Below are 24,338 nucleotides of genomic sequence, written 5' to 3'. Positions count from 1 at the left end.
GCTCTTTTTATAATGTTGGCCTCATGATAGAGCATTCGGGGGCAAGACACGCCGCCGGGCAAAACGCCGGGCAAGAAAAAACCCTCGGTGGAGGGTTTTCGATTGTTAATGCCGCAATGCCAGCATGTCCAATGTAAACGGCGGCGCCTTGCCCGTCATCAGGTCGGCCAGGATACGCGCGGTGCCGGCGGCAAAGGTAAAACCGAGCGGGCCGTGGCCGACGTTCAGCCACAGGTTCGAGAGGGCCGTGGCACCGATGATCGGGGCGCTGTTCGGGGTCGCCGGGCGCAGGCCGGCCCAGGCCGAGATGCGGTCGTAGTCGGCCGCGTGCGGCATGGTTTCCTTCACTTGCCGGCTCAGGCTGCCGATGCGCTTCGGATTCAGGGTGACATCTTCGCCGACGATATCGACCATCGCCGCCACGCGCAGCCGGTCGCCGATGCGCGCATACAGCACCTTGCGCTCGAAATCGGTGACGCTGATCTCGGGCGCGATGTCTCCCGGGCGGATCGGCGCGGTCAGGCTGTAGCCCTTCAATGGATACAGCGGCAGCTTGATGCCGGCGTGGGCCGCCAGGTTGCGGCTTTCGATGCCGGCCGCCAGCACGAAGGCGTCGCCGCCGATGGCGCCGACATTCGTGTCGAGGCCGACGACCCGTCCGCCGGTGGCGGCAATCCGCGTCACCTCGGCCTGGACAAACCGGTTGAAGCGCGGGTGGGCGCGCACGCGTTCGGCCAGTTTCACGCAGAAGGCGTGGCAGTCGGCGACCGCTTCGCCGCCGTTATAGATGCCGCCGGCCAGCAGCGAGCGCGCCGCGGCCAGGGCCGGTTCGCGCTGCGCGCATTCGGCGCCGCTCCAGATTTCGCCGGCGGTCGCCTTGCCGGCCGCCTGTTCGAACACCTTGGAGGAGCGGTACACCACCAGCTTGCCGGCGTCGCGCCAGGAGAATTCATCGGGGGAGACGATGGCGTCGAGCTGCTTCATGCCGGCGCGCGAGAGTTCACCGAGTTCCAGCAGTTTGGCCGTGGTGCGCCGGTTTGCGGCAGCCGTGCACTGGCCGAGGAAACTGGCGAGCCAGGTCCACTGCCGCAAGTCGAATTCGGGCTTGAAGCGTAGCGGACCGTGTTCCTGGAACAGCCATTCGATGGCTTTCAAAGGCACGCCGGCATCGGCCAGCGGAGAGACGTACCGGTAGCTCAACTGGCCGCCATTGGCCTTGCTGGCCCCGGTCGCGACCTCGGGGGCGCGTTCGACGACGGTCACGCGAAAGCCCGCCTCGAGCAGCCACCAGGCCGAGGTCAGGCCGACGACTCCGCCACCGATGACGATCACTTCCTGCGCCCCTTGCTGCATCCCGATACACCGTTATTTTGCTGACATAAGGGAGGAGCTTAGGGGCTGGACGCGCGCAGGGCCAATGAAAGTGGAACGTCGGGCCATAACCGGCGGTCATGCGAACCTGACACTAGCCGGCGATGGCGTGGCGGAATGTACTCGTCAAGATGCGTTCCTCGAAGCGGGCCAGCGCCGAATAATCGCCTGGTTGCACGCCGGGGTCCGACGAGGTGCCGCCGACCAGGACGATCATGCCGTTTCTCCGTGCCGGATCGAAGGCGAATACCGAGCGCAAGCCATAGGCGTCGCCCAGGTGGCCGACGGCGTCGAAGCCGCCTTCGACCAGTCTGCGTCCCGGCTGGTCCGGGAACTGGGCATTGCCGAGACCCCAGCAATTGAACAAGCCGTTCAGGGTGTCGCCATTGTTGCCCTTGCCGTCGGCCGTCCACTGGCGCGTGAACATGGCCTGCAGCGTCGTTTTCCGCAGGATGCGCCGGCCCGCGTGCACGCCGCCGTTCATCAGCATCAGCATCACGGTCCCCATGTCGCGCGCCGAGATGCGCAGGCCGCCCGTCGGGCTGAAGGGCGTCGCGTTTTCTCCGATGACGTAACGCTCGATGCCGGGCGGCGGCGCCGGCGCACGCGCGCGGTAATCGTCGGCCTGGGCAATCCACGGGCCGTTCGCGTCCCAGATTTCCGGGTCAAGCGTGCGCTTGCGGTACAGGGTGGCGAGATTGGCCAGTGCCGGCGGCGGCAGCTCGGCGGGGTTGTAGCCGGCTTGCAGTCCGAGCGGCTGTAGGAGCAGTCTCTGCATCAGCCGGTCGAAGCGCTCGCCCGTGATGCCTTCCATCAGGGTGCCGATCAGGCCCCAGCCGAGGTTGCAATACGTAAAATACTCGCCGGGGCCGGCATTGCTTGCCCACATCTTGCCTTCGCCGTGCAGGGATGCCCCGGGCGTCACGAACTCCCTCAAGGCGCTGCCGGCCGGGAAGGAATAGCCGGCGTCGTCGCGCAGCGAGGAGCGGTGGGTCAGCAGGTGGCGCAGGGTGATGGCTTGCTGCGGAAAATGCGGATTGCGCAGAGTAAAACCGAGGTAGCGGGAGACGTCGGCGTCGAGCTCGACGTTATTTTCTTCGACCAGGCGCATCAAGCCGAGGGTCGTCATCATCTTCGAGATCGAGGCGATCCGGTACAGGGTGTCCCGGTTCGCCGGCAGGTCGGGCGTCTCTCCATTGCCGATCCGGCGCCGCCCGAACTGCCCCTCATACGCCAGTTTGCCGTGGCGGATCGCCAGCACCGACAGGCTGGCCAGCTCGCAGGCCGGGTCGCGCACGATGGCGCTCAGCTCGTCGTCGAGCGTGCGCGCGGAAGTCCGTCCGCCCTTCACGGGAACGGCCGCCAGCAGGGGCTCGCATGCGCCGAGCAGGGCCAGTCCAAGTACGGTGCGCCGGTGTTCATTCATGCTGTCTCCTTTTGTCAGGCCGCCACATCATAATGCATGCGCTTCGAACAATTTTCAGTCTGTATGCCGATGCTGCCCTTACACTAAGGGGGATCCTTACCCTTTACTACACATGAACCAGGCCATCATCGATTTCAAAATCGATCTCAACGACAACTCGCCGCTCTACATGCAGCTTGCCCGCAAGCTGACCCGGGACGTGCGCGAGGGCCGCTACCAGGCCGACCAGGCGCTGCCCTCGGAACGCACCCTGTCCGAGCAGCAGGGTGTCTCGCGCGTCACGGCGCGCAAGGCAATCGATCAATTGGTCGAGCAGGGCCTGGTGGTGCGCCGCCGCGGGTCCGGCAACTATATTGCGCCGCGCATCGAGCAGCCGCTGTCGAACCTGTCGAGCTTTTCCGAGCAGCTGCAGCAGCGCGGCTACACGCCGAATTCGCGCTGGTTACGCAGGGAAGTCGTGGCCGCCGATGCCGACGAGCAGCTGGCGCTGGGCCTGTCGCCCGGCGCCCGGGTAGCGCGCCTGGAGCGCTTACGTTTGGCCGACGAAGTGGTGATGGCCTATGAAACGAGCGTGATCCCGGCCCAGGTCCTGCCCGATCCGCAGGCGGTGGAGTACTCGCTGTATGCCCACCTCGAGCGCAGCGGGCAGATGCCGGTGCGCGCGCTGCAGCACATCCGCGCCATGAATGCGCCCGCCGAACTGGCGCATCAACTGGACGTGCCGGAAGGGCAGGCGGTGCTGTTCATTACCCGGGTCGGCTATCTGGAGTCGGGTGTCGCCGTGGAACTGACGCATTCGTATTGCCGCAGCGATTATTACGATTTCGTGGCCGAACTGCGCCGTGCCCCTGCGTAAATATTACGCATAACTTTTCGGCATGGCGACGGCCCTGACTTTCATGGGAAGTCTTGCCCAATTGGTATTACACTGGTTTTATCGAAAATCTGCCAGAACCGAGTCGCCATGCTGAAAACCGAAACCCCAGCCCAGGACCACGCCCTGCTCGACCAGTACCCGACCGCGGAACTGGTCAACGCGCTGGTGGATGACCAGATCAATGCGGTCAATGCCGTGCGCGCGGCCGCGCCGCGCATCGCCGCCGCGGTGGCCGCCGCCGTGCCGCGCATGGAAGCGGGCGGACGCCTGATTTATGTCGGCGCCGGCACCTCGGGCCGCCTGGGCCTGCTCGACAGCGTCGAACTGTATCCCACGTTTTCCTGGCCGCATGGCCGTGCCGTGGCCCTGCTGGCCGGCGGCAGCGATGCCATGTTCGTCGCCGTCGAAGGCGCGGAAGACAATGTCGACCAGGGCGCGGCCGACCTGCGTGCCGTGGACGTATCGAAGAATGACGTTGTCTTGCTGATCGCCGCTTCCGGCGGCACGCCTTATGTGCTGGGCGCCCTGCGCGCGGCGCGGGCCGTCGGCGCGCTGACGATCGGCTTTGCGAATAACGTCGACGCCCCGATCGCCAACGAGGCCGACGTCGGCGTCACCCTCGACACCGGCGCCGAGGTGATTTCCGGCAGCACCCGTTTGAAAGCCGGCACCTCGCAAAAGATTGCCTTGAACACTTTTTCGAGCGCCTTGATGGTGCGTTTGAACAAGGTTCATGGCAACCTGATGGTAGACTTGAAGGCGACCAACGCCAAGCTGGTACGGCGCGCGATTAGCCTGACGGCATTTGCCACCGGCGTCGACGAAGACGCGGCGCGCGCGGTGCTGGAGCAGTGCGATTTCCACGTCAAGACCGCGATCGTGGCCTTGTCCAAACAAACCAATGTCGAGCAAGCACGGGTCTTGCTGGAGAATGCACGCGGAAGCGTGCGCCAGGCACTGGCCCAGTGACCGTGACGCGGTAGGGCCGGCTGGCCCCATTGCCCGATCGATCACGAAAGCCGTATGCACACTTCTCAAGCAAAAAGTCCGTGGCTGTGGGTGCCCTCGCTGTACTTTGCCCAGGCCATCCCCTATGTCGTCGCGATGAGCCTGTCGGTCATCATGTACAAGGATCTCGGTATCTCGAATACCGACATCGCGTTCTACACGAGCCTGCTCTACCTGCCCTGGGTCATCAAACCGCTGTGGTCGCCCGTCGTGGACATGTTCGGCACCAAGCGCAGATGGACCGTGTTACTGCAACTGGTCGTCGCCGCTTCCCTGGTGGCGGTCGGCACGGTGCTGCATCTACCTTCCTTCTTCATGGTCAGCCTGGCCGTCATGTGGCTGATGGCCTTCAGTTCCGCCACCCACGACATCTCGGCCGACGGCTTTTATATGCTGGGCCTGCGCCAGAAGGACCAGGCCGCATTCGTCGGCGTGCGCAGCACGTTTTATCGGCTGGCGACCCTCGCGGGGCAGGGGCCCCTGGTCGTGCTGGCCGGCTATCTCGCCGTCTCGCTCGGCGATGCCCATCAAGCCTGGTCGATTGTCTTCTTCGTGCTGGCCGGCATGTTCGCCGCCGCCTTCGCCTGGCACCAGCTGGTCTTGCCCAAGCCGGAGGCGGACCACGCGGTGGCCGCCGGCAGCAATCCGCTGCGCGAATTCTTCGGCACCTTCGGCGCCTTCTTCCGCAAGCGCGACATCTGGCTGATCCTCGGTTTCATTTTGACTTTCCGCCTCGGTGAATCGCAGCTGCTGAAACTGGTGGCGCCCTTCCTCAAGGATCCATTGGAAAAAGGGGGACTTGGCCTCACCACCGCCCAGTACGGCTGGGCCTACGGCACCATCGGCATCATCTCGCTGACGATCGGCGGCCTGGCTGGCGGTTATCTGATCTCGCGCCTGGGACTGAAACGCTGCCTGTGGCTGATGGTGTTCGCGGTGCACTTGCCGGACCTGGTCTTCGTCTACCTGTCGCAGGCCCAGCCGACGAATATTTACCTGGTCTCCGCTTTCCTCGCGATCGAGCAGTTCGGCTACGGCTTTGGCTTCACCGCCATGATGCTGTACATGATCATGGTCTCCGATGGCGAGCACAAGACGGCGCACTATGCGATCTGCACCGGCCTGATGGCGCTCGGCATGATGGTGCCGGGCATGTGGAGCGGGCGGCTGCAGGAATACCTGGGCTATCAGCATTTCTTCATCTGGGTCTGCGTGGCGACCGTTCCCGCCTTCATCATGGCGGCCCTGGTGAAAATCGATCCGGAATTCGGGAAGAAATAAGGGACCATGGAGACACCCGCCGCCCTGCGCGACGCCCCCGGCCGCCTGGCTTCGCTCGACGCCTTCCGCGGTTTCACGATCGCCGCCATGGTGCTGGTGAACAACCCCGGCGACTGGAGTCAGCTGTATTCCCAGCTCGAACACGCCAGGTGGAACGGCTGGACGTTTACGGACACCATCTTCCCCTTCTTCCTGTTCATTGGCGGTGTCTCGATGGCCTTGTCGCTGGGCCGCCTGGCGGCAAGCGGCGCCAATACACCGCAACTGCTGATCAAACTGGCAAAACGTGCCTGCCTTATCTTCCTGATCGGCTTCCTGCTGAACCTGATCCCGTATTTCAATTTTGAAAAGGTGCGCATCCCGGGCGTGCTGCAGCGCATCGCCCTGTGCACGCTGCTGGCGGCGCCGATCGTCGTCTACTGCGGCTGGAGAATGCAACTGGCGCTCATCGCGGCCCTCCTCACGCTCTACAGCGCGCTGATGCTGTTTTATCCAGTGCCCGGCATCGGCGCTGGCGTACTGGAACCGGGCAAGGATTTCGGCGCCTACGTCGACCGTATGTTCCTCAGCGGGCATATGTGGGTGCAGACCAAAACCTGGGATCCGGAAGGCTTGTTTACGACCATTCCCGCCCTCTGCAGCCAGTTATTTGGCGTGTTGGCAGGGCGTTTCCTGCTGAGTAAGTTCAGCCGCACCGAGCAGACGGTGTGGCTGCTGCTGGCCGGCCTATTGTTGTTGTGGCTGGGCGTGATCGGCGACGCCATCCTCATGCCGATCAACAAAAGCCTGTGGACGCCGTCCTATTGTCTCCTGATGACGGGCTGGGCTTTGCTAATATTCAGCGCCTTCTTCTGGCTGCTGGACGTCAATCCCCACCGCGCCGTGCGCGCAGCGGCGGCGCGCTGGACGGCACCGCTGCGGATCTACGGCATGAACGCGCTGTTCATTTTCGCGTTCTCGGGCCTGGTGGCGAAGATGTTTGGTTTCATCAAGCTGGCGCAGCCGGACGGCAGCAGCCTGTCGCTCGGCCGCACCCTGTACGCGCCGATTCGCGATTTGCCGATTGGTGCGGTCAATACCTCGGTGCTGTACGCGCTGCTGTTCAACGCCTGCATGTTCGCGCTGGCCTGGGCGATGTGGCGCCGTAAATGGTTTGTGAAAGTATAACGATCAACGAGATGTGGGAGCGGTAGTGGTGGATACAAAAAAACGCGCGTTGGCGCTGGCCGGTGTGGCGGGCATGTTGTCGCTCAGCGGTTTCCTGGCCAGCTGTACGACGCCGCAGAAGGGCGCGCAGAATGGCGCCGCGCCGAACGGCACCATTCACGCCGAGGGTAAACTGCCACCGGGCGCGCCGCGCGAATTCCGCGCCGCCTGGGTCTCGACGGTGGCGAACATCGACTGGCCGAGCCGGCAAAATCTGAAGGCGCCGCAGCAGCAGGCGGAAGCGATCGCGATCCTCGACCGCGCCAAGGCGATGAACATGAATGCCATCGTGCTGCAGGTGCGCCCCTCGGCCGACGCCATCTACGCGTCCCCGATCGAGCCGTGGTCGGAATATCTCACCGGTGCCCAGGGGCAAGCCCCGCAGCCCTGGTATGACCCGCTGAAATTCTGGGTCACCGAGGCGCATGCGCGCGGCCTCGAACTGCACGCCTGGTTCAATCCCTACCGGGCCCGCCACGACGGCGCCCGATCGCCGGCGGCGCCGAATCACATCACCCGCGCCAACCCGGCCGCCGTCAAACGCTACGGCAAGTTCATGTGGATGGACCCGGGCGAGGAATCGGCATCGAAGCAGACGCTGGACGTGGTGCTCGACGTGGTGCGCCGCTACGACATCGACGGCGTCCACATCGACGATTATTTTTATCCTTACCCGATCGACGCCACCCCGACCGTGGCCGGCAACGAAGCGGCGCTGGACGGCAAGCCCGGCGTAAAAGCCGAACTCGATTTCCCGGATACCCCGGCCTGGGAACGCTATCTCGCCCGCGGCGGCAAGCTCGACCGCGCATCCTGGCGCCGCCAGAACGTGAATCAGCTCATCGAAGACATGTACGAAGGCATCCACCGCGAAAAGAGCTGGGTGCGTTTCGGCATCAGCCCCTTTGGCCTGGGCCGCCCGGACCGCCGCCCGCCGGGGATTGCCGGTTTCTCGCAATACGACAAGCTGTATGCGGACGCCGAACTCTGGCTGCAGAAGGGCTGGCTCGACTACCTGTCGCCGCAACTGTACTGGGCGCGCGCGCAGGCGCCGCAGGCGTATGACGTGCTGCTCGACTACTGGATCGGTCAGAACACGCAGGGCCGCCACATCTGGCCGGGCCTGTTCACCAGCCGCATCGGCGCGCCGAGCAAGGATTATCCGCCGCAGGAAATCGTCGGCCAGATCGAGTCCACCCGTGCGCGTCCGCAGGCCGGCGGTCACGTACACTTCAGCATGGTTGCACTGATGCAGAACCGCAAAGGCATTACCGACCAGCTGCGCAGCGGTTCCTATGCCACGCCGGCCCTGGTGCCGGCCACGCCCTGGCTCGGCAACGTGAAACCGGGCCTGCCGCGCGTCAAAGCGGTGAGAAATGGCAAGGGGATCGACCTGAAACTGACGGCCGGCAAGGCCAACGCTTTATATACGGTGTGGTCGCGCCATGGCGACGAGTGGCGTTTCAATGTCGTGCCGGCCTCGAAAGTGGACTGGACCTTGCCGGACGATGCGCGCTTCGGGGCCCCGGAAGCGGTGTTCGTCGGCGCGGTGGACCGCCTGGGGATCGAAGGCGACCGGATCCAGGTCTGGGGCAAGCCCTGATGCCTGGCGCGGCGACACCAGGCATCGGCCTGGGCATCGATGCCGGCGGCACCCAGACCCGCTGGGCGCTGGCAGCGCCCGATGGCGCAATCCTGGCCGAAGGCACCGTTGCCGGCCTGTCCGCCTTGCAGATGAGTAAGCCCGACGGCCGCGCCAGCGTGCACGCCACGTTTACCGAGCTCGCGCGCGCGGTACTGGCGCAGGCGCAACCGGCCCGCGTGCGCGCCGGCTTGACCGGGTTCGGCGGCGACGGCGAACTCCTGGCAAGCTGGCTGGCCGAACTGCTCGGCATTGCGCCGGGTGCGATCGCCATGTGCAACGACATCGAGATTGCCTACCGCGCCAGCTTCATGCCTGGCGAAGGCTACCTCGTGTATGCCGGCACCGGCTCCATCGGCGCTTTTATTGATGACGACGGGCAATTCCACCGGGCCGGCGGCCGCGGCGTCGTGCTCGACGACGGCGGCGGCGGCTTCTGGATCGCACGCGAAGCATTGCGCCACATCTGGCGCCGCGAGGACGAGGCGCCGGGCAGCTGGGAACATTCGCCCATGGCGCGCGCCGTGTTCGATCACGTCGGCGGCTCGGACTGGGCCTGTTCGCGCCAGTTCATCTATGGCCAGGAACGCGGCGAGGTCGGCAAGCTGGCGCTGGCGGTCGCCGCCAGCGCCGGGCAGGATCCGGCCGCCGCCGCCATTTTGTCGGAAGCCGGCCGCGAACTGGGCCGCCTGGCGAACGCCTTGCTGCACCGCTTCGGACCGCGCCCGGTCTCCCTGGCCGGCCGCGCCGCCGACCTGCACCCGTCTATCGTGGCAAGCATGCGCGCCAGCCTGCCGGACAATACGCAGCTCACCCACACTGCGATGCGCGCCCACCACGCCGCCGCCCGCCTGGCCGTTGCCGACGGCAATACGACCTGATTACTTATTCACTGAACGGAATGCCATGAAATCCCTTGCAGCTACCCTCCTGATCGCCTTATTGGCCGGTTGCGTGACCGCGCCGAGCGGCGTCGACAAGACCTATTCGGCCAAGGGCCAAGCCAGCCGCGTGCGCTTCCTGGTGCTGCACTACACCGTATCGGACAAGCCGTCTTCGCTGAAGATCCTGACCGAGCAGCAAGTAAGTGCCCACTATCTGCTCACCGACGATGCCAGCCCGCATGTTTACGGCCTGGTCGACGAAACCCGCGCCGCCTACCATGCCGGCAACTCCAGTTGGAAGGGGTATACACAGCTCAACAACAGCTCGATCGGCATCGAGATCGTGAATGCCGGCTGGAAGGACACGCCACAAGGCCGCGTCTACGCTCCCTTCCCGCAGACCCAGATCGATGCCCTGATTCCTTTAGTCAAAGATATCGTCGCGCGCCACGGCATCCTGCCGGAAAACGTCGTCGGCCACAGCGACATCGCCCCGCTGCGCAAGCAGGACCCGGGTCCGATGTTCCCGTGGTACCAGCTGGCGCAAGCCGGCCTGGTCGTGTGGCCGGACGCGAACCGCGTCGCCGCCGTGCGCCAGGTGTTCGACGTTCAAACGCCGGATGCCGCCTGGTTCCAGAAAAAACTGGCCGCGCACGGCTTCGGCCTGGCCCAGACCGGCCTGTTCGACGGGCCGACGAAAACGGTGATTGCCGCTTTCCAGATGAAATACCGCCCGGCGAACATCGCCGGCGAGCCCGATGCCGAGACCGCAGCCATGCTGGAGGTGCTGACCACGCCGGCCAACGCGCCGCTGCCGCCGGTGCCGCCCGCGCCGATTCCGGAGATGCGTCCGGTACAGCCGGAGCAGCCGCTGCAACCGGTCCAGCCCGTGGAACCCGTGCAGCCCGTTCCGCCAGTTCCGCCCGGCACCTCGCCGCTGCCGACGCCGCCGGTGCCGACGCCGCCGAACACGCCGCCGGTTGCAGCGAACCCACAGTGAGGTTCGCTCTGCATTGGGTTTCGCTGTATCCTTCGGCCTGCCCGCGCCGTGCGCGGTCGTCTCGTTGAAGGACTTAAAAAATGCGCCTGCGCCACATCGAAGTTTTCCACGCCATCATGCAGGTCGGCACCATCAGCGGTGCCGCCCAGGTTCTCCACATCTCGCAGCCGGCAGTGACGAAAGTGTTGCAGCATGCCGAGCTGCAGCTGGGCATGCCGCTGTTCGAGCGCGTGCGCGGCAAGCTGTATCCGAAGCCGGAAGCGCACCGCCTGTTCGCCGAGACGGAAAAATTAAATAGGGACCTGCAGGGCATCCGCCGCCTCGCCGCCAGTCTGAAAGGGCGCGCGGTGGAAACGGTGCGCCTGGTGTCGACCCCGACCCTGGCGATCAGCGTCCTGCCGCAGGCGATGACGGCCTGGCGCCGCAATTTTGCCCAGACGCGCTGCGAACTGGCGACCTACCACACCAGCGAAATCGTCAACGCCCTGCGCCTGGGCGAGGCCGATCTGGCCCTGTCCCTGCAGGATCCGCGCCATCCCGGCATCGTCGCCGAACCGATTGCCCACGGTAACTTGACCGTGATGGCGCCCGCCGGCACCTGGAGCGCAGCCGAGTGCGCGCAGCCGATCGGCGCCGCAGGGCTATCCGGTGAACTCATCGGCCTGGCCGACAACGATCCGCTCGGAGAAATTGTCGTCGCCGCCTGCGAGGCGCAGGGCGTGCAACCGGTGTTCCGTACCGTGGTCCAAACCTACCAGATCGCCCGTTCGCTGGTCGAAGCGGGCGCCGGCACGGCCGTGGTCGACCCGTTTACTGCGGCCTCGGCGGCGGCGGACAAGGTGCAGCGCCGCCAGTGGGAGCCGAGCATCCCGGTCCAGCTGTACCTGCTGACCGCGAACCACGCCCCGCTGTCGCACGGCGCGCGCGAACTGGCCAATTGTATCGGCGCGACGGCCCGCGCCTGTCTTGAAAAGGGAAGTGCATGAACGAAAAGAATTCGTTCCCGGCCGGGCAAAGCCCCGTCGGGACGAATCAGACCGGCCCACTCTTGACGGTTGCCAGCGAAGACATCGCCGGCAGCGAAGAGTTCCGCCACCTGTCATCGATCGCGGGGATTGCGGTCGACCTGCGCTACGCCGGCCCTAACAATTTCGTCGGGCGCGACCTGTATTCGCCCTTCGACTGCGCCTGGCTGCACGTCGAGGCAGCGGCGGCCCTGGAGGCGGCCGTGGCCTGGCTGGCGGTTCAGGCGCCCGGCCACACCCTGCTCGTGCTCGACGCCCTGCGCCCGCAACGGGTGCAGCAGCAACTCTGGGATGCCCTGGACGGCACCGGCCTGCAGATGTATCTCGCCAATCCGGCGCGCGGCTCGATCCACTCCTACGGCATGGCGCTCGACGTCACCATCCTCGACCCGCAGGGCCGTGAACTCGACATGGGCACCGGTTTCGACGACATGACGGACCTGTCGCACCCGGCCCTGGAAGAAGGTTTTATGCGCACTGGCCAGCTGAGCGAACAGCAGGTGAACAACCGCCGGCTGCTGCGCGGCGCCCTGTTCGGCGCCGGCTTTGTCGGCATCAACACCGAATGGTGGCATTTCGATTGCGGCGACCGCGACCGGGTGCGCTCGACCTTCCGCCGCGTACTGTAAGCACGTCCCGCCGGCATCCATCTTCCACGCACACTTGAGTTTTCTCAGCCTTCCTCACGTTTGAGGCCCGGACAATCCTCTTGTACCGACGAGAGATTGATGCCGCGGCTTGACGAGCTCGCTTCTTTGCATTGCTTCTTTCCCTCGCGCGGTCCCTTCTTCCAACGGACAAGAGAGGTAGGCCATGAAACGAGTGATGATGGCAGTTGTCGTGGGCACGGCGCTGGCGGGCTGCGGCACGGCGACGGGCGATATGTTCGCGGCGCGCGACCAGACGGTCGAGTATGTCCGGGTATTCGATATCAAGACCGACGCGCCTCCGCCGGCCGTGCTGCACGCGGCCAGCGAGGGCATCAGCCGGAATATCCTGAATGCCACGCTGGCCACGCCGCTGCCCGATACGGCCGAGGTGCTCGACCAGCCCGGCCGTTTCAAAATGGCCGAGACCCCGGGCGCGGCACGCGGCCCGAGCTGCGACGGCGCCAGCTGGACCGCCAAGGCGCGCCCTGACGTGCGCGGCAGCCAGGACATGCACATCGTCGCCTGCCTCTATCCCTATAAAACCGGCTACCACCTCGACATGTACGCCGCCTTCACCAAGAAGGAGGGCGGCTGGCTGGCCTGGCCACGGCGTGCCACCGGCGCGGTACTCGGCACCCCGGAAAAATACGTGGAACAGACCATGCTCGACCTGGTGCGCACGATCCGCGAAACGACCAAGGCGCAAGTCGCGCTGGTCGAAGCCAAACCCGAGGTCGCCGGTGCCCCCTGGCTGGAGCCGGCGCCCAGCGCTGCGCGGGCGTCGAAACCCTGACCCGATGAACGGAAACACCATGCCCTACGACGACAGCTTGTTTCAAATTATTCTGGACAGCGTGGCCGCACCGGGCAGCATTGCCCAGCGCATGCACGCGCTCGTCGACGCCTGCGCGCGCCGGCTGCCCCATCCGGATTGGGAACGCATACGCCGCATCGATTTCGAGGCCGATGCCGTCCAACTGAACGGATGGATAAGGTCGGCATGGCGCGAAGGGGTACTCCACCAGGGCCACCAGGGACTGTGGTTCGGCATTTTCAATCCGGTCGTGGAGAACGAGCCCGTGACCGATCTCTATGTCGCGAGCAGCCCTGTTTATGATGACGACGATGTGGAATGGAGCGCGGAGATCGATGCGCGCGACGGCATCAGTTACCTCGGTTCGTCGGTGCTGGCCGAGCTCTACCGGCTTGCCTACGGGACGCCGGGCAGATTGGGAAACGATGCCGAGTATCCGTTGGCGCTGGCGTACGGCGCCATGGCGGCGGCCAGTGCGCTCGCGCAGCCTCTGCCGGCGCCACAGCTCGGCACGCTGCGCGGCGCCGCCGCCGGTTTCGATGACGGCGATGGACTCCACGTTGGCGTGTTCGACAACCTGCGGTTTATCAGGCGGATGCGGGCGGCTGACTAGGTCCGGGGGCGGAGGGGAGAGCACGGCAAGACCAGCTTGCCGTGCGGGGAGCCGGCTTGCCTGCCGGACGATCGTCCGGCAGGCAAGCACGGGTGCAGATTAAAACGCCCAGTCGACGCGGGCGTACATCTGGCGCCCGTTGATGCCGATCGGGCAGGTTTCCCAGCAGTGGGTAAAGCCCAGCTGCGGGAAGGGCGCGGCGCGCACCTTGTCCCACTCCGTAGGATAGGTGTCGAACAGGTTGTTGGCGCCGACGGCCAGGGTCAGGCGCTTGCTGAAGGCATAGCGCACGCTCAGGTCAACCAGCCACTTCGCATCCCAGGTCTGGATGAAGCCGGGCGTGAAGCCCTGGCCCTGCACTGCGCCGAAATAGCTGGCGCGGGTGTTCACGTTCCAGGCGCCGGTCGTGTAGTCGGCGGCGACCACGTGGTGCTGGCGCGGCTGGCCGCGTTCGATCAGCGTCACCTGCGTGTCGTCGAACAGCTGGGTGCCGCTCAGCACCGGAGATTGCGAGTGGCGCGCCTTGACTTCGGTCTTGTTGAAACCGAGCTGGCCGGACAGCACCAGGGTCGAATCGGTCCAGCGCGTGGTGTGCTCGGCAACGATGTCGAGGCCATTGGTGCGGGTGTCGATCGCGTTGGTGAAGAACTGGGCCTGGCCGACCTTCAGCGGGTCGAGGATGGCGCGGATCGGACCGGCGCCGGCTTCCGGAGCGATGTTGCTCGAGAAGACGATGCGGTCGTCGATATCGATGCGGTACAGGTCGGCCGTGACCGAGAAGTTCTGCAGCGGACGCAGCACGATGCCGACGCTGGCGTTTTTCGAGGTTTCTTCTTTCAGCGGTGCGATGCCGAAGGCGCGGGTGACGGCGCTGCCTTCGCGCGCGGTCAGGGTTTCGGTCAGCACGCCGGCCGCGTTCAGGTTGGTCGACACCGAGCTATAGAATTTCTGCTGCACTGAGGGCGCGCGGAAACCGGTCGAGACGCTGCCGCGCAGGCCGACGGTGCGCGAGGGGTCGTAGCGCATGCTCAGCTTGCCGGTCGTGGTGCTGCCGAAGTCCGAGTATTTTTCGTAACGGACCGCGGCGGCCAGCAGCAGTTTTTCGGTCAGGTTGTGCTCGGCATCGACATACAGGGCGATGTTGTGGCGGCCATCGTCGACTTCGGTCGATGGCGTGTAGCCAGGAAAACCCTGGGCGCCCGAGGCGGCGATACCGCCGTTCTGGTCGCGGATCACGATGGCCGGGTTGTTCGTACGCCCGTACTGATAGGACATCGGATCGCCTGCTTCGATCTGGTAATTGTCGCGGCGGTATTCGAAACCGGTGGCCAGCGAAATCTTGCGTCCGCCCAGGTCGATCGGGCCGCGCAGGTCGGCATTGAAGGTGGTCTGGTTGAATTTCAGGGTACCGGTATCGGCCTCGAGCGGCGATTCGGCATAGATGCCGCCGCCCGGCTTCGGCTCGTACCAGTAGCTGACGTTGATCGACTCGCGCTCGTGGAAGCCGAGCTGGCTGCGGCCGTGGTTGACGCTGGCGTCGAACTTCCAGTCGTTGCCGAGCTCGCGGCGGTAGCCGACGGCGAACGAGGCATCCTTCACGGTCGTCTTGATATTCGGCAGGAAGCCGTTCGGGTAGACGGCGGGCACGTTGCGGCCATCGCCCTTGGAACGGTAGAAACCGGCGGAGTCGCCGGTGCGCTTCGACACGCCGCCGAAGGCATAGAATTCGCTGTCCTTGTCGATCGGCAGGCCGGCATTGACCCACAGGAAGGCGTCCTTGGCCAGGCTGTCGCCGATGCGCTGGGTAACGCGCGGCGGATCGACGCGCAGGGTGTCGACGCCGGCGCGGTTGGTTTCGCCGCGGCGGCGGCCCTCGGCCGACAGGTTCACATAGCCGCCGTCGCCGATCGCAAAGCCGGTGTTCGCGCTGGCCGAGATCATGTCGCCGTCGCCCTCGGAGGTGGTGCCGATCGAGCTGCTGACCTGCGTTTCCTTGACCTGGGATTTCAAGACAATGTTGATCACGCCGGCGATCGCATCGGACCCGTACTGGGCCGCCGCGCCATCGCGCAGCACCTCGATGTGGTGGATCGCCGACATCGGGATCGCATTGATGTCGGTGCCGGCCGAGCCGCGGCCGATGGTCTGCTGGACGTTGACCAGCGCCTGCTGGTGGCGGCGCTTGCCGTTCACCAGCACCAGCAGCTGGTCGGGGCCGAGGCCGCGCAGGGTGGCCGGACGGATGATGTCGGTACCGTCGCTGATGAAGGTCGTCGAGAAATTGAACGACGGATCGAGCGTTTGCAGCAGTTTACCGAGTTCCAGGGGGCCCGCAGTCTGCATGTCCTTCACGTTGATCAGTCCCACCGGCGCCGCGGTATCGAGCGCGGTCTTGGCGCTCGAGCGCGAACCGAGCACGACGACGCGGGCCGGATTGTTCTCGTCGGCGCTGGCGGCGGCGCTCGTCGTTTCCTGGGCAGCGGCGGGATACAGCGCGGCCAGCAGGGCGGTGGCAAGCAGGGTTTGTCGGAAAGGATGGCAGGCAGGGTGACGCGTCATGTTCTCTCTTTTCTTGAATATCGAAACGGCGTGCTCGGAAAATACGACCATAAGGTATGGATATGTTTCCATACGTAAAAGTCATATTAACAATTGACGATTGTCCATACAACGCAGCCTGCATGAGCGTTGTATTTGCGTGCCACCACAGCAATATTGGGTGCGAAGCAAGAGAAAAGGCAGTAAGCTGGATCGCTTGTGCCCGTTTTTGGTGCGTGCTTGTTAACCGTGGAGCACCGTAGCGGTGAAAAGTGTTTTCAAATGGGCAGGCGCACGACGAAAGCCTAGGGCTGCGTCACCAGCCCCGACTTCGCCACCCAGTCCACCAGCGCGTCGACCACCGCGCGTCCGCGTCCTTCTCCCGCCAGCTCGTCGTTGACCATCGCCACCACCACGTTCTGCACGCCGCTCGCATCCGGCACATAGCCGGCCACCGCCACGACATTGCGCAGCGTCCCCGTCTTGAGGCGGGCGCGGCCGGCGGCCGGGCTGCCGTTCAGGCGGCGGCGCATGGTGCCGTCCGTTGCCGCGATCGGCATGCTGGCCAGGAACTCCGGCGCCCAGTTGCTGAGCAGGCCGGCACGCAGCAGGCCGCCCATCTGCAGCGGGCTGATGCGTTCGATGCGCGACAGTCCGGAACCGTTTTCGATCACGAAGCCGCTGTCGTCGATGCCGTGCGCGCGCATCCAGTTGCGGATCGTGGCGTCGGCACGGGTATAAGTGGTCTGGTCCGATGTCACCGGCAACGGCCGGCTGCCCAGCACCGGGTCGGCCTCGAGGGCGCCCAGGCTCAGGAACAGGGTGCGCGCCAGCGCGTTGTCCGAGGGTTTATTGGTGTCGCGCACGACTTCCGGCAGGGCGCGCGCACGGTGCTCGGCCAGCAGGCGGGCATCGATCGGGGTGCTGCCCGCCAGCGTCCTGCCGTTCAATTTGCCGCCGAGCTGCTTCCATTTCAGGCGAAATAAACCGTCGAGATAGGCGTCGCGCTCGAGCACGTTGATGCTGTTGGTCTTGGCGCAGTTTTTTGGATAGCTGCCCTCCAGCACGACCTTGATCTTGCCGTCCGTGTGCACGACCTGCGGCAGTTTCCAGCCGTCTTCCCATTTGGCGCAATCGGCATCGACCAGCTTCATGTTGGAAGCGATCGTCACCCCGTTCAGCGCCGGCTGCATGTCGAGTTGCATGCGTTTATCCGTCGAGCGCATGTCGATCTGCAGCATGTTCTTGTTGACTAATAACGCGTCGGGAATGACGTTGTAATAGGCTTCGGGCGACTCGTCGAAAGGCGGCAGGCCGATGTCGCTCCGGGCCGGATTGAACAGGCTGCGGTCGAGCACCAGGTTGCCCGCGATGCGCCGGATGCCCGCGTTGTGCAGGGCGCGCAGCATGTTTTCCAGGACTTCACCGGACAGGTCGGCATCGGCGCCGCCGCGCAGCACCAGGTCGCCTTTTAATACTTCTCCCTTCACGTCGGCGTTCGTCAGCAGTTCGGTGCGCCCGCGAAACACCGGGCCCAGGTGTTCGAGGCTGACCAGGGTCGTTACCAGTTTCATCGTCGAGGCCGGTTGCATCGGGCGCTCGGCCAGGTGCGACACGAGCACCTGGTCGCCGCGCAGCACGAGGGCGCTGACGGCATTCGGTGTCATGCCGTTTTCCGCCAGCAGGCGCGCTACCGGTTCCGGCAACTGGGCGCGTGCCGACAGGCAGGAGAACAGGGCGGCGGCGAGGGCAAGCTGGCGGATCATAAAACTCCTTAGCCGAAGAAGAGGTAGGCAACAAAAATGGCGGCGATCACGCCGGCGAGGTCGGCCATCAGGCCGCAGGAAATCGCGTAGCGCGTCTTGCGGATGCCGACCGAACCGAAGTAGAGGGCGACGATATAAAAGGTGGTGTCGGCCGAACCCTGGAAGATGCAGGCCAGGCGCCCGACGAAGGAGTCGGCGCCATACGTCGTCATGGTGTCGATCATCAGGGCGCGCGAGCCGCTACCCGACAACGGTTTCATCAGGGCGGTGGGCAGGGCCGGCAGGAATTCGGTGCGCAGGTTGAACTGATTGAACACCCACTCGAAGCCGCGCACGACGAAGTCGAGGATGCCGGCATTGCGCACGACGCCGATCGCGACCAGCATGCCGACCAGATAGGGGATGATCGTCAGCGAAGTCTGGATGCCGCCCTTGGCACCCTCGATGAAGGCCTCGTAGACGTTCACCTTCTTGCGCAGGGCGCCGACCATGAAGACCACGATGATCGAGAACAGGATCAGATTGGCTGCCACGTTCGAAAAAAGCTGGATCTGGTCCTTGCTCAGGTAATTGCTCATGTAATAAATCATGCCGGCGATCAGCGCCGTCAGGCCGCCGATCCAGCCGAACAGCACCGGGTCGAGCAGGTTGATGCGCTGGCGCAGGCCGACCACGACGATGCCGGTCATGGTGGCGACATAGGTCGCGATCAGGCAGGGAATAAAAATGTCGGCGGGATTCGCCGCGCCGAGAATCGCGCGCTGGGCCATGATGGCCAGCGGAATCAGGGTCAGTCCCGAGGTGTGCAGCACCAGGAACATGATCTGGGCATTGCTCGCCTCATCCTTGTTGGGATTCAGGGTCTGCAGGCTTTCCATGGCTTTTAAACCGAAAGGCGTGGCTGCATTGTCGAGGCCGAGCAGGTTGGCCGAGAAATTCATGACCATGTGGCCGTTGGCCGGGTGGTCTTTCGGTACGCCCGGGAAGATGCGCGAGAAGAAGGGGGCAATAAAACGGGCCAGCACGTTGATGGCGCCGGCCTTCTCTCCGATGTTCATGATGCCGAGCCAGAGCGTCATCACGCCGGCCAGCGGCAGGGCGATGTCCATCACCGCCAGCTTGGCTGAGCTGAACGTGCCGTCGACGATGCGTTTGAAGATTTCTGTGTCGCCTAGAAAAATCCATTGAGCAAGCGCTGCCAGGAAACCGACGAGGAAAAAACCAGTCCAGATGTAATTCAATGCCATGAGTGGGTCCGTAATGCGGGGCAATTCAAGCGCCGCAAACGACAGTCACGGCAGTTCATGCGCACGATTGTGCAGCGGAGAGTATAGGCGCAGAGCAAAGTTCACAGATGAAAGAATGCAGCCGCGCCATGCACAAAAGTTATGAGGCTTCCGTTTCGTTTGCCTGCGCCCGGCACCGCGCATATGATACGCAACGCTCAACCAGGACCTGCACACATGACCCTTCGCGCCACCCTTATTGCCCTGCTGCTCGTCTCGGGCGCCGTCCACGCCGCGCCGGCGGCCCCGGCGGAAAAAAGCGAAAAAGTGCTGCACATGTTCCTGTCGACCAGCGAAACCGGGCTCGATCCGGCCGCTGCCTCGGACATCGCCACCTTGTCCCTGCTGGAAAATTTATTTGACCCGCTGCTGCGCTACGACTACCTGGCACGCCCGGTGAAGCTGCGTCCGAACACGCTCACGAAGATGCCGGAGATCAGCGCGGACAAGCGCACCTACACGTTTACGATCCGTCCCGGCATTTATTTCACGCCCGACCCGGCCTTCAAAGGAATCAAACGCGAGATGACGGCGCAGGATTATGTGTACAGCATCACCCGCCTGTACGACCCGGCCATCAAATCTCCCTGGTCGTACATGTTCGAAGGAAAACTCGAAGGCGACGAGGCCCTGAAAACTACGTTCAGCTACGGCACCGCGATTCCCGGCCTGCAGGCCCTCGACAAGTACACCCTGCGCATCCGCCTGAAGGAGCCGGACAATAATTTCCTGTTCTATATGGCGACGCCGGCGTCGAGCGTCGTGGCGCGCGAAGTCATCGAGGCCTATCCGGGCCAGGCCGGCAACCACCCGGTTGGCACCGGCCCCTTCATGCTCGGCGACTGGAAGAGAAGTGACCGCATCGTCCTGCTGGCGAACCCGTATTCGACCGCCGTGTTCAGCGCCACGCCCGGCAACGACCCGGAAGACCGGGCGATCGCCGCGGCATTGGCGAATAAACGCCTGCCGCGCGTCGACCGGGTCGAGGTCAAAATCGCCGAGGAATTCCAGGGCCGCATGCTCGGCTTCCTGAACGGCGAATACGATTATCTCGAGCAGGTGCCGGAATCGATGACCGACATGGTGATCCGCGACGGCCAGCTGAAACCGGAGCTCACCCAGCGCGGCATGCAATTGTCGCGCTTTCCGGTGCTGCAGACCTACTACATGTGGATGAACATGAACGATCCGGTGCTCGGCGGCTACACGAAAGACCGGATCGCCCTGCGCCGCGCCATCTCGCTCGCCTACAACAGCGCGGAAGACATCGCGCTCTTGAAGAAGGGGTTTGCCATCAAGGCCGAGTCGCCGCTGCCGCCGAACGTGCTCGGCTACGATCCAGGTTACCGCAGCCCGATCCCCTACGATCCCGCCCTCGCCAACGCCTTGTTGGACCGCCACGGCTATGGCAAGCGCGATGCGGACGGGTTCCGCCGCGCGCCGGACGGCAAGCCCTTGACGCTGACCATGCACAGCGAAGCGACGGTCGGCGGCCGCCTGCGCGACGAGCTGTGGCGTAAATGCCTGAATGCGATCGGCCTGCGCGTCGTCTTCAAATCGGACAAGAAGACCGAGATCATCAAGGCTTCGCGCCTGGGCAAGGTGACGATGTTCGAGAGTAACTGGATCGCCGACTTCCCCGACGGCGACAATTTTTATCAGCTGCTGTACGGCCCCAACGCAGGACGCGCCAACTACGCGCGCTTCAACTTGCCGGCCTACGACACGCGTTACGAACAGGCGCGCCAGCTGGTCGACGGCCCGGCCCGCCAACAACTGTATTTCGAGATGAACCAGCTGATCCACGCCTATAACCCTTGGGTGCCGCTGACCCATGCGGTCTCGGCCGACATCCGCCATCCGTGGTTAAAAAACTACAAGCGTCATCCGGTCGAATTCACGTCCTGGCGCTATCTGGACGTCGATGTTGCGCAAAGGGCACGCTTGTCCCAGCAGCGCCGTTAGAATTTGATAGATTTCCTCTTATAAACATTCCTCGAAGTTATACTTCTCGCCGGTTATTTCATTGGCTGGCGCCCTTGCGCCGGGCTAGTCTCGGGGCGACAACATAACGTAATGCCATGACATTGCGATGCCCGAGCGACAGATAGCCGCCCTGATTAAAGATTGACGGAACCTTAGGAGAGACGCGTGAAGTTAAAGAAACTAGCCCACCTGATTGCATTGATCGGGGTCGCCAGCCCGGTGCTTGCACAGCAAGTACAGCAAGAAGCGCCGATCGCGCGCGTCGAAATTACGGGTTCGAGCATCAAACGCGTCGCCAAGGAAGGTGCCCTGCCGGTGCAGGTGATCACCTTTGATACGCTGCAAAAACAGGGCATCACGTCGGCCGAACAGCTGATGGCCACGATTTCGGCCAACGGCACCGGTGCCGACAACCCGACTTCGGGCAACAACGTCTTCGGCCCGGATGCCGACCGCGTCAGTGGCGGCGCTTCCTTCGCTTCGCTGCGCGGCCTGGGCCCGAACAGTACCCTGGTGCTGATCAACGGTCGCCGCGCGCCGACCCACGGCAAGAGCGGCAAGGCCGTCGACCTGAACAGCATCCCGATGGCGGCCATCGCGCGCATCGAGATCCTGAAGGATGGCGCCTCGGCCATCTACGGCACCGATGCGATCGGTGGCGTGATGAACATCATCCTCAAAACCGACTACCAAGGCGCTGAAGCCTCCGCCTATACCAACATCACCGAAGCCGGCGGCGGCAACATCCACCGCGGTTCGCTGATCGTCGGCCACGGCGACCTGAACACCGATGGCTTCAACGTGATGGCCACGGCTTCGTATACCAAAAACGAAAAGCTGGAATCGCGCCAGCGCGATTTCGCCAACGGCTTCCAGCCGGCGCGCGGCCTGTCGCCCGATACCACCGGCACGCCTTTCGCCAACCAGCTGACCGGCGCGAATACCGCCCTCGGCACCGGTTTCAAGGTCCCGGGCAGCACCAACACCTACTTGCAAGCCAATCCGCTGAGCTTCCAGGGCAAGTGCGATACGGTCCAGGGCATGTCGCAATACCAGACCGAGCTGTGGAAGGACGTCACCTCGCCGCTGCGCTCGACCTATTCCTGCGCCTACGACTACGGCGGCGACTACGTGATGCAATCGCCGTCGGAACAGGCGAACCTGCTGTTGCGCGGCACGTATAAGCTGGCGCCGGACCACAAGATGTTCGTCGAGGCGATCGGTTCGCGCTCGCAGGTCGTCTCGATCCTGACCCCGGCCCAGATTTCGACCTCGCTGACGGCGAACGGCGTGAACAGCGCTTATCCGGTCGGTGGCCCGTATTACCAGGATCTGTCGTCGTTCATTTCGACCTTCGACCGCACCAAGCCGATCATCTACAAATGGCGCGCCAACCCGGCGGGTAACCGTACCCAGGAAAACACGACCGAAAGCGCCCGCCTGCTGGTCGGCTTCGAAGGGACCGTCAAGGACTGGGACTACAAGTTCGGCCTGTCGAAAGCCCAGAGCACCTCGCACATGGAGCTGCTCGACGGCTACGTTTACACGGTGCCGTTCTTTAAGCTCCTGGGCACTGGTATCGTCAACCCATGGTCGGTCGATGGCAGCCAGACCCAGGCGGCAATGGATGCGATCGAAGCAACCAAGTACCGCGGCGCCTTCCAGACCGGCAAGACGACCCTGACCCAAGTCGACGGCACTGTCTCGGGCGAGCTGTTCCAGCTGCCGGCCGGCAAGCTGGCGATGGCGGCCGGTTTCGACTTCCGCCGCGAGAGCTACCTGTACACCCAGGACGTGGCCGCCGAGCCGATCCTGCTCTCGCCCGGCAATGCCAACCTGCCGAAGGCCACGCGCGACGTGAAGGCATTGTTCGCCGAGTTCATCGTGCCGGTCACCAAGGACCTGGAACTGCAACTGGCCGTGCGCCGCGACGATTACAGCGTGATCGGCGCCACCACCAATCCGAAGGTCGCCTTCCGCTACCAGCCGACCAATTGGCTGCTGCTGCGCGGTTCGGCCAACAAGGGCTTCCTGGCGCCGAGCTTTACCCAGCTCTACAGCGGCTCGCTCGACGGTGAGCTGTCGAGCGGCGTGATCGACACTGTCGGTTGCGCAGCCCATCCGGGCGACGTGCGTTTCTGCGCGCCGGAGCGCTTCGGCTTCAAGTCGGGCGGTAACCAGAACCTGAAACCGGAAACCTCGAAGCAGGGCACGCTGGGCATCGTCGTCGAGCCGTTCAAGGGCTTCTCCGCCTCGCTCGACTGGTGGGCGATCAACATGCGTGACCGCATCCTGAACCGCAGCGCCAGCATCGTGCTGCAGAACCCGGTCGCGCTGTCGGGCAACATCATCCGCAACGCGGACGGTACGGTCGATTATGTCCAGGCCGGCTGGATCAACACCTCCGGCGCCAAGACCCGCGGTATCGACCTCGGCCTGCGCGGCGACGGCAAGTTCGGCGACGGCTTCAAGTGGAACGCCACCCTGGACGGCACCTGGACCGACAGCTACAAGTTCGCTGAAATTCCAGGCCAGCCGTACAAGGAATACGTCGGCGAGTTCTTCACGCGCGACCTGTACCTGCGCTGGAAACACAGCGCCACCTTCAGCGTGAGCCGCGGCGACTGGAACGTCCTGGTAAGCAATAACTTCGCCTCGGGCTACAAGGACCAGCTGCCGAACGGCGGCAAGGGCACGCCACCGTCCGGTTTCGATCCGGACGTGTCGAGCTACACCCGCTTCGGCCTGGCGACGACGTATAAAGGCTTCAAGAACACGTCGATCACCTTCGGTATCCAGAACCTGTTCGACCGCGATCCGCCGTTCACCGCACACAACGTCGACGACGTCGTCGGTGCCGGCTGGGATCCGCGTGTGGCCGACCCGCGTGGCCGTGCCTACACCCTGAACCTCACGTACAAGTTCTTCTGATTGCCGTGAGATAGACTGCAGCCCCGGGAAGCGC

At 64.3% G+C, this 24,338-nt stretch carries 17 protein-coding genes and 1 pseudogene; 13 read left to right on the top strand and 5 right to left on the bottom strand.

From position 1 onward, the window contains the following. Nucleotides 1–105: 105 nt before the first annotated feature. Nucleotides 106–1,353 carry a D-amino acid dehydrogenase gene (locus ACI48I_RS19385; protein ID WP_498575136.1) on the bottom strand — a complete coding sequence of 416 codons (1,248 nt, stop codon included), beginning with the start codon at nt 1,351–1,353 and terminating at the stop codon, nt 106–108. A gap of 112 nt (nt 1,354–1,465) precedes the next feature. Then, nucleotides 1,466–2,797: a serine hydrolase domain-containing protein gene (locus tag ACI48I_RS19380; RefSeq protein WP_498575135.1), complete on the bottom strand. Its 1,332-nt coding sequence runs from the start codon at nt 2,795–2,797 to the stop codon at nt 1,466–1,468. Between the two features lie 112 nt (nt 2,798–2,909). Between ACI48I_RS19380 and ACI48I_RS19375 the strand changes: the two genes are divergently transcribed. The 11 genes and pseudogenes from ACI48I_RS19375 to ACI48I_RS19325 all read left to right on the top strand — a co-directional run bounded on the left by ACI48I_RS19375 (nt 2,910) and on the right by ACI48I_RS19325 (nt 13,797). Further along, complete coding sequence (locus ACI48I_RS19375) at nt 2,910–3,653, top strand: GntR family transcriptional regulator (RefSeq protein WP_193687738.1); 744 nt, start codon at nt 2,910–2,912, stop codon at nt 3,651–3,653. A gap of 87 nt (nt 3,654–3,740) precedes the next feature. Further along, complete coding sequence (locus tag ACI48I_RS19370; RefSeq protein ID WP_498575323.1) at nt 3,741–4,643, top strand: N-acetylmuramic acid 6-phosphate etherase; 903 nt, start codon at nt 3,741–3,743, stop codon at nt 4,641–4,643. A 54-nt stretch (nt 4,644–4,697) separates the two neighbouring features. Further along, nucleotides 4,698–5,963, top strand: a complete 1,266-nt coding sequence (locus ACI48I_RS19365; protein ID WP_193687736.1) for an MFS transporter — start codon at nt 4,698–4,700, stop codon at nt 5,961–5,963. A 6-nt stretch (nt 5,964–5,969) separates the two neighbouring features. Beyond that, on the top strand, nt 5,970–7,130 hold the full coding sequence (locus ACI48I_RS19360; RefSeq protein WP_498575134.1) for an acyltransferase family protein: 1,161 nt from the start codon (nt 5,970–5,972) through the stop codon (nt 7,128–7,130). Nucleotides 7,131–7,158: 28 nt separating this feature from the next. Beyond that, nucleotides 7,159–8,772 carry a glycoside hydrolase family 10-like protein gene (locus tag ACI48I_RS19355; RefSeq protein ID WP_498575133.1) on the top strand — a complete coding sequence of 538 codons (1,614 nt, stop codon included), beginning with the start codon at nt 7,159–7,161 and terminating at the stop codon, nt 8,770–8,772. Beyond that, nucleotides 8,772–9,692, top strand: a complete 921-nt coding sequence (locus tag ACI48I_RS19350; protein WP_193688862.1) for an N-acetylglucosamine kinase — start codon at nt 8,772–8,774, stop codon at nt 9,690–9,692. Before ACI48I_RS19355 ends, ACI48I_RS19350 begins: the two co-directional genes overlap by 1 nt. 25 nt (nt 9,693–9,717) lie before the next feature. Continuing rightward, a pseudogene (locus ACI48I_RS19345) lies at nt 9,718–10,485 on the top strand (N-acetylmuramoyl-L-alanine amidase); the annotation flags it as partial. A gap of 290 nt (nt 10,486–10,775) precedes the next feature. Continuing rightward, complete coding sequence (locus tag ACI48I_RS19340) at nt 10,776–11,681, top strand: LysR family transcriptional regulator (protein ID WP_193687734.1); 906 nt, start codon at nt 10,776–10,778, stop codon at nt 11,679–11,681. Continuing rightward, entirely contained in the window at nt 11,678–12,349 is a 672-nt protein-coding gene (locus ACI48I_RS19335) for a M15 family metallopeptidase (RefSeq protein ID WP_498575132.1), read from the top strand. The genes ACI48I_RS19340 and ACI48I_RS19335 overlap by 4 nt, the downstream gene beginning before the upstream one ends. 184 nt (nt 12,350–12,533) lie before the next feature. Beyond that, nucleotides 12,534–13,163: a hypothetical protein gene (locus ACI48I_RS19330; RefSeq protein ID WP_498575131.1), complete on the top strand. Its 630-nt coding sequence runs from the start codon at nt 12,534–12,536 to the stop codon at nt 13,161–13,163. A gap of 19 nt (nt 13,164–13,182) precedes the next feature. Then, complete coding sequence (locus ACI48I_RS19325) at nt 13,183–13,797, top strand: hypothetical protein (protein ID WP_498575130.1); 615 nt, start codon at nt 13,183–13,185, stop codon at nt 13,795–13,797. A gap of 99 nt (nt 13,798–13,896) precedes the next feature. Here ACI48I_RS19325 and ACI48I_RS19320 read toward each other — a convergent pair whose 3' ends face one another. The 3 genes from ACI48I_RS19320 to ACI48I_RS19310 all read right to left on the bottom strand — a co-directional run bounded on the left by ACI48I_RS19320 (nt 13,897) and on the right by ACI48I_RS19310 (nt 19,348). Continuing rightward, the gene (locus ACI48I_RS19320; RefSeq protein WP_498575129.1) at nt 13,897–16,356 is read right to left on the bottom strand and encodes a TonB-dependent receptor plug domain-containing protein; all 2,460 of its coding nucleotides are present in this window, start codon (nt 16,354–16,356) and stop codon (nt 13,897–13,899) included. A gap of 284 nt (nt 16,357–16,640) precedes the next feature. Continuing rightward, nucleotides 16,641–18,101 carry a D-alanyl-D-alanine carboxypeptidase/D-alanyl-D-alanine endopeptidase gene (gene dacB / locus ACI48I_RS19315; protein WP_498575128.1) on the bottom strand — a complete coding sequence of 487 codons (1,461 nt, stop codon included), beginning with the start codon at nt 18,099–18,101 and terminating at the stop codon, nt 16,641–16,643. Between the two features lie 8 nt (nt 18,102–18,109). Continuing rightward, nucleotides 18,110–19,348, bottom strand: a complete 1,239-nt coding sequence (locus ACI48I_RS19310) for a nucleoside recognition domain-containing protein (RefSeq protein WP_498575127.1) — start codon at nt 19,346–19,348, stop codon at nt 18,110–18,112. A 216-nt stretch (nt 19,349–19,564) separates the two neighbouring features. On the opposite strand from ACI48I_RS19310, the gene ACI48I_RS19305 reads away from it, so the two are divergent. Together ACI48I_RS19305 and ACI48I_RS19300 are read left to right on the top strand one after the other, a co-directional pair. Next, nucleotides 19,565–21,352 (top strand): ABC transporter substrate-binding protein, encoded by a 1,788-nt coding sequence (locus ACI48I_RS19305; protein ID WP_498575126.1) that lies wholly within the window; start codon nt 19,565–19,567, stop codon nt 21,350–21,352. 186 nt (nt 21,353–21,538) lie between these two features. Beyond that, on the top strand, nt 21,539–24,304 hold the full coding sequence (locus ACI48I_RS19300; RefSeq protein WP_498575125.1) for a TonB-dependent receptor: 2,766 nt from the start codon (nt 21,539–21,541) through the stop codon (nt 24,302–24,304). Nucleotides 24,305–24,338 lie beyond the last annotated feature (34 nt).

The organism is Massilia sp. LXY-5, assembly GCF_059801075.1.
The sequence above is the reverse complement of the archived record's forward strand: the minus strand, read 5'-3'. Positions and strand labels throughout refer to the sequence as shown.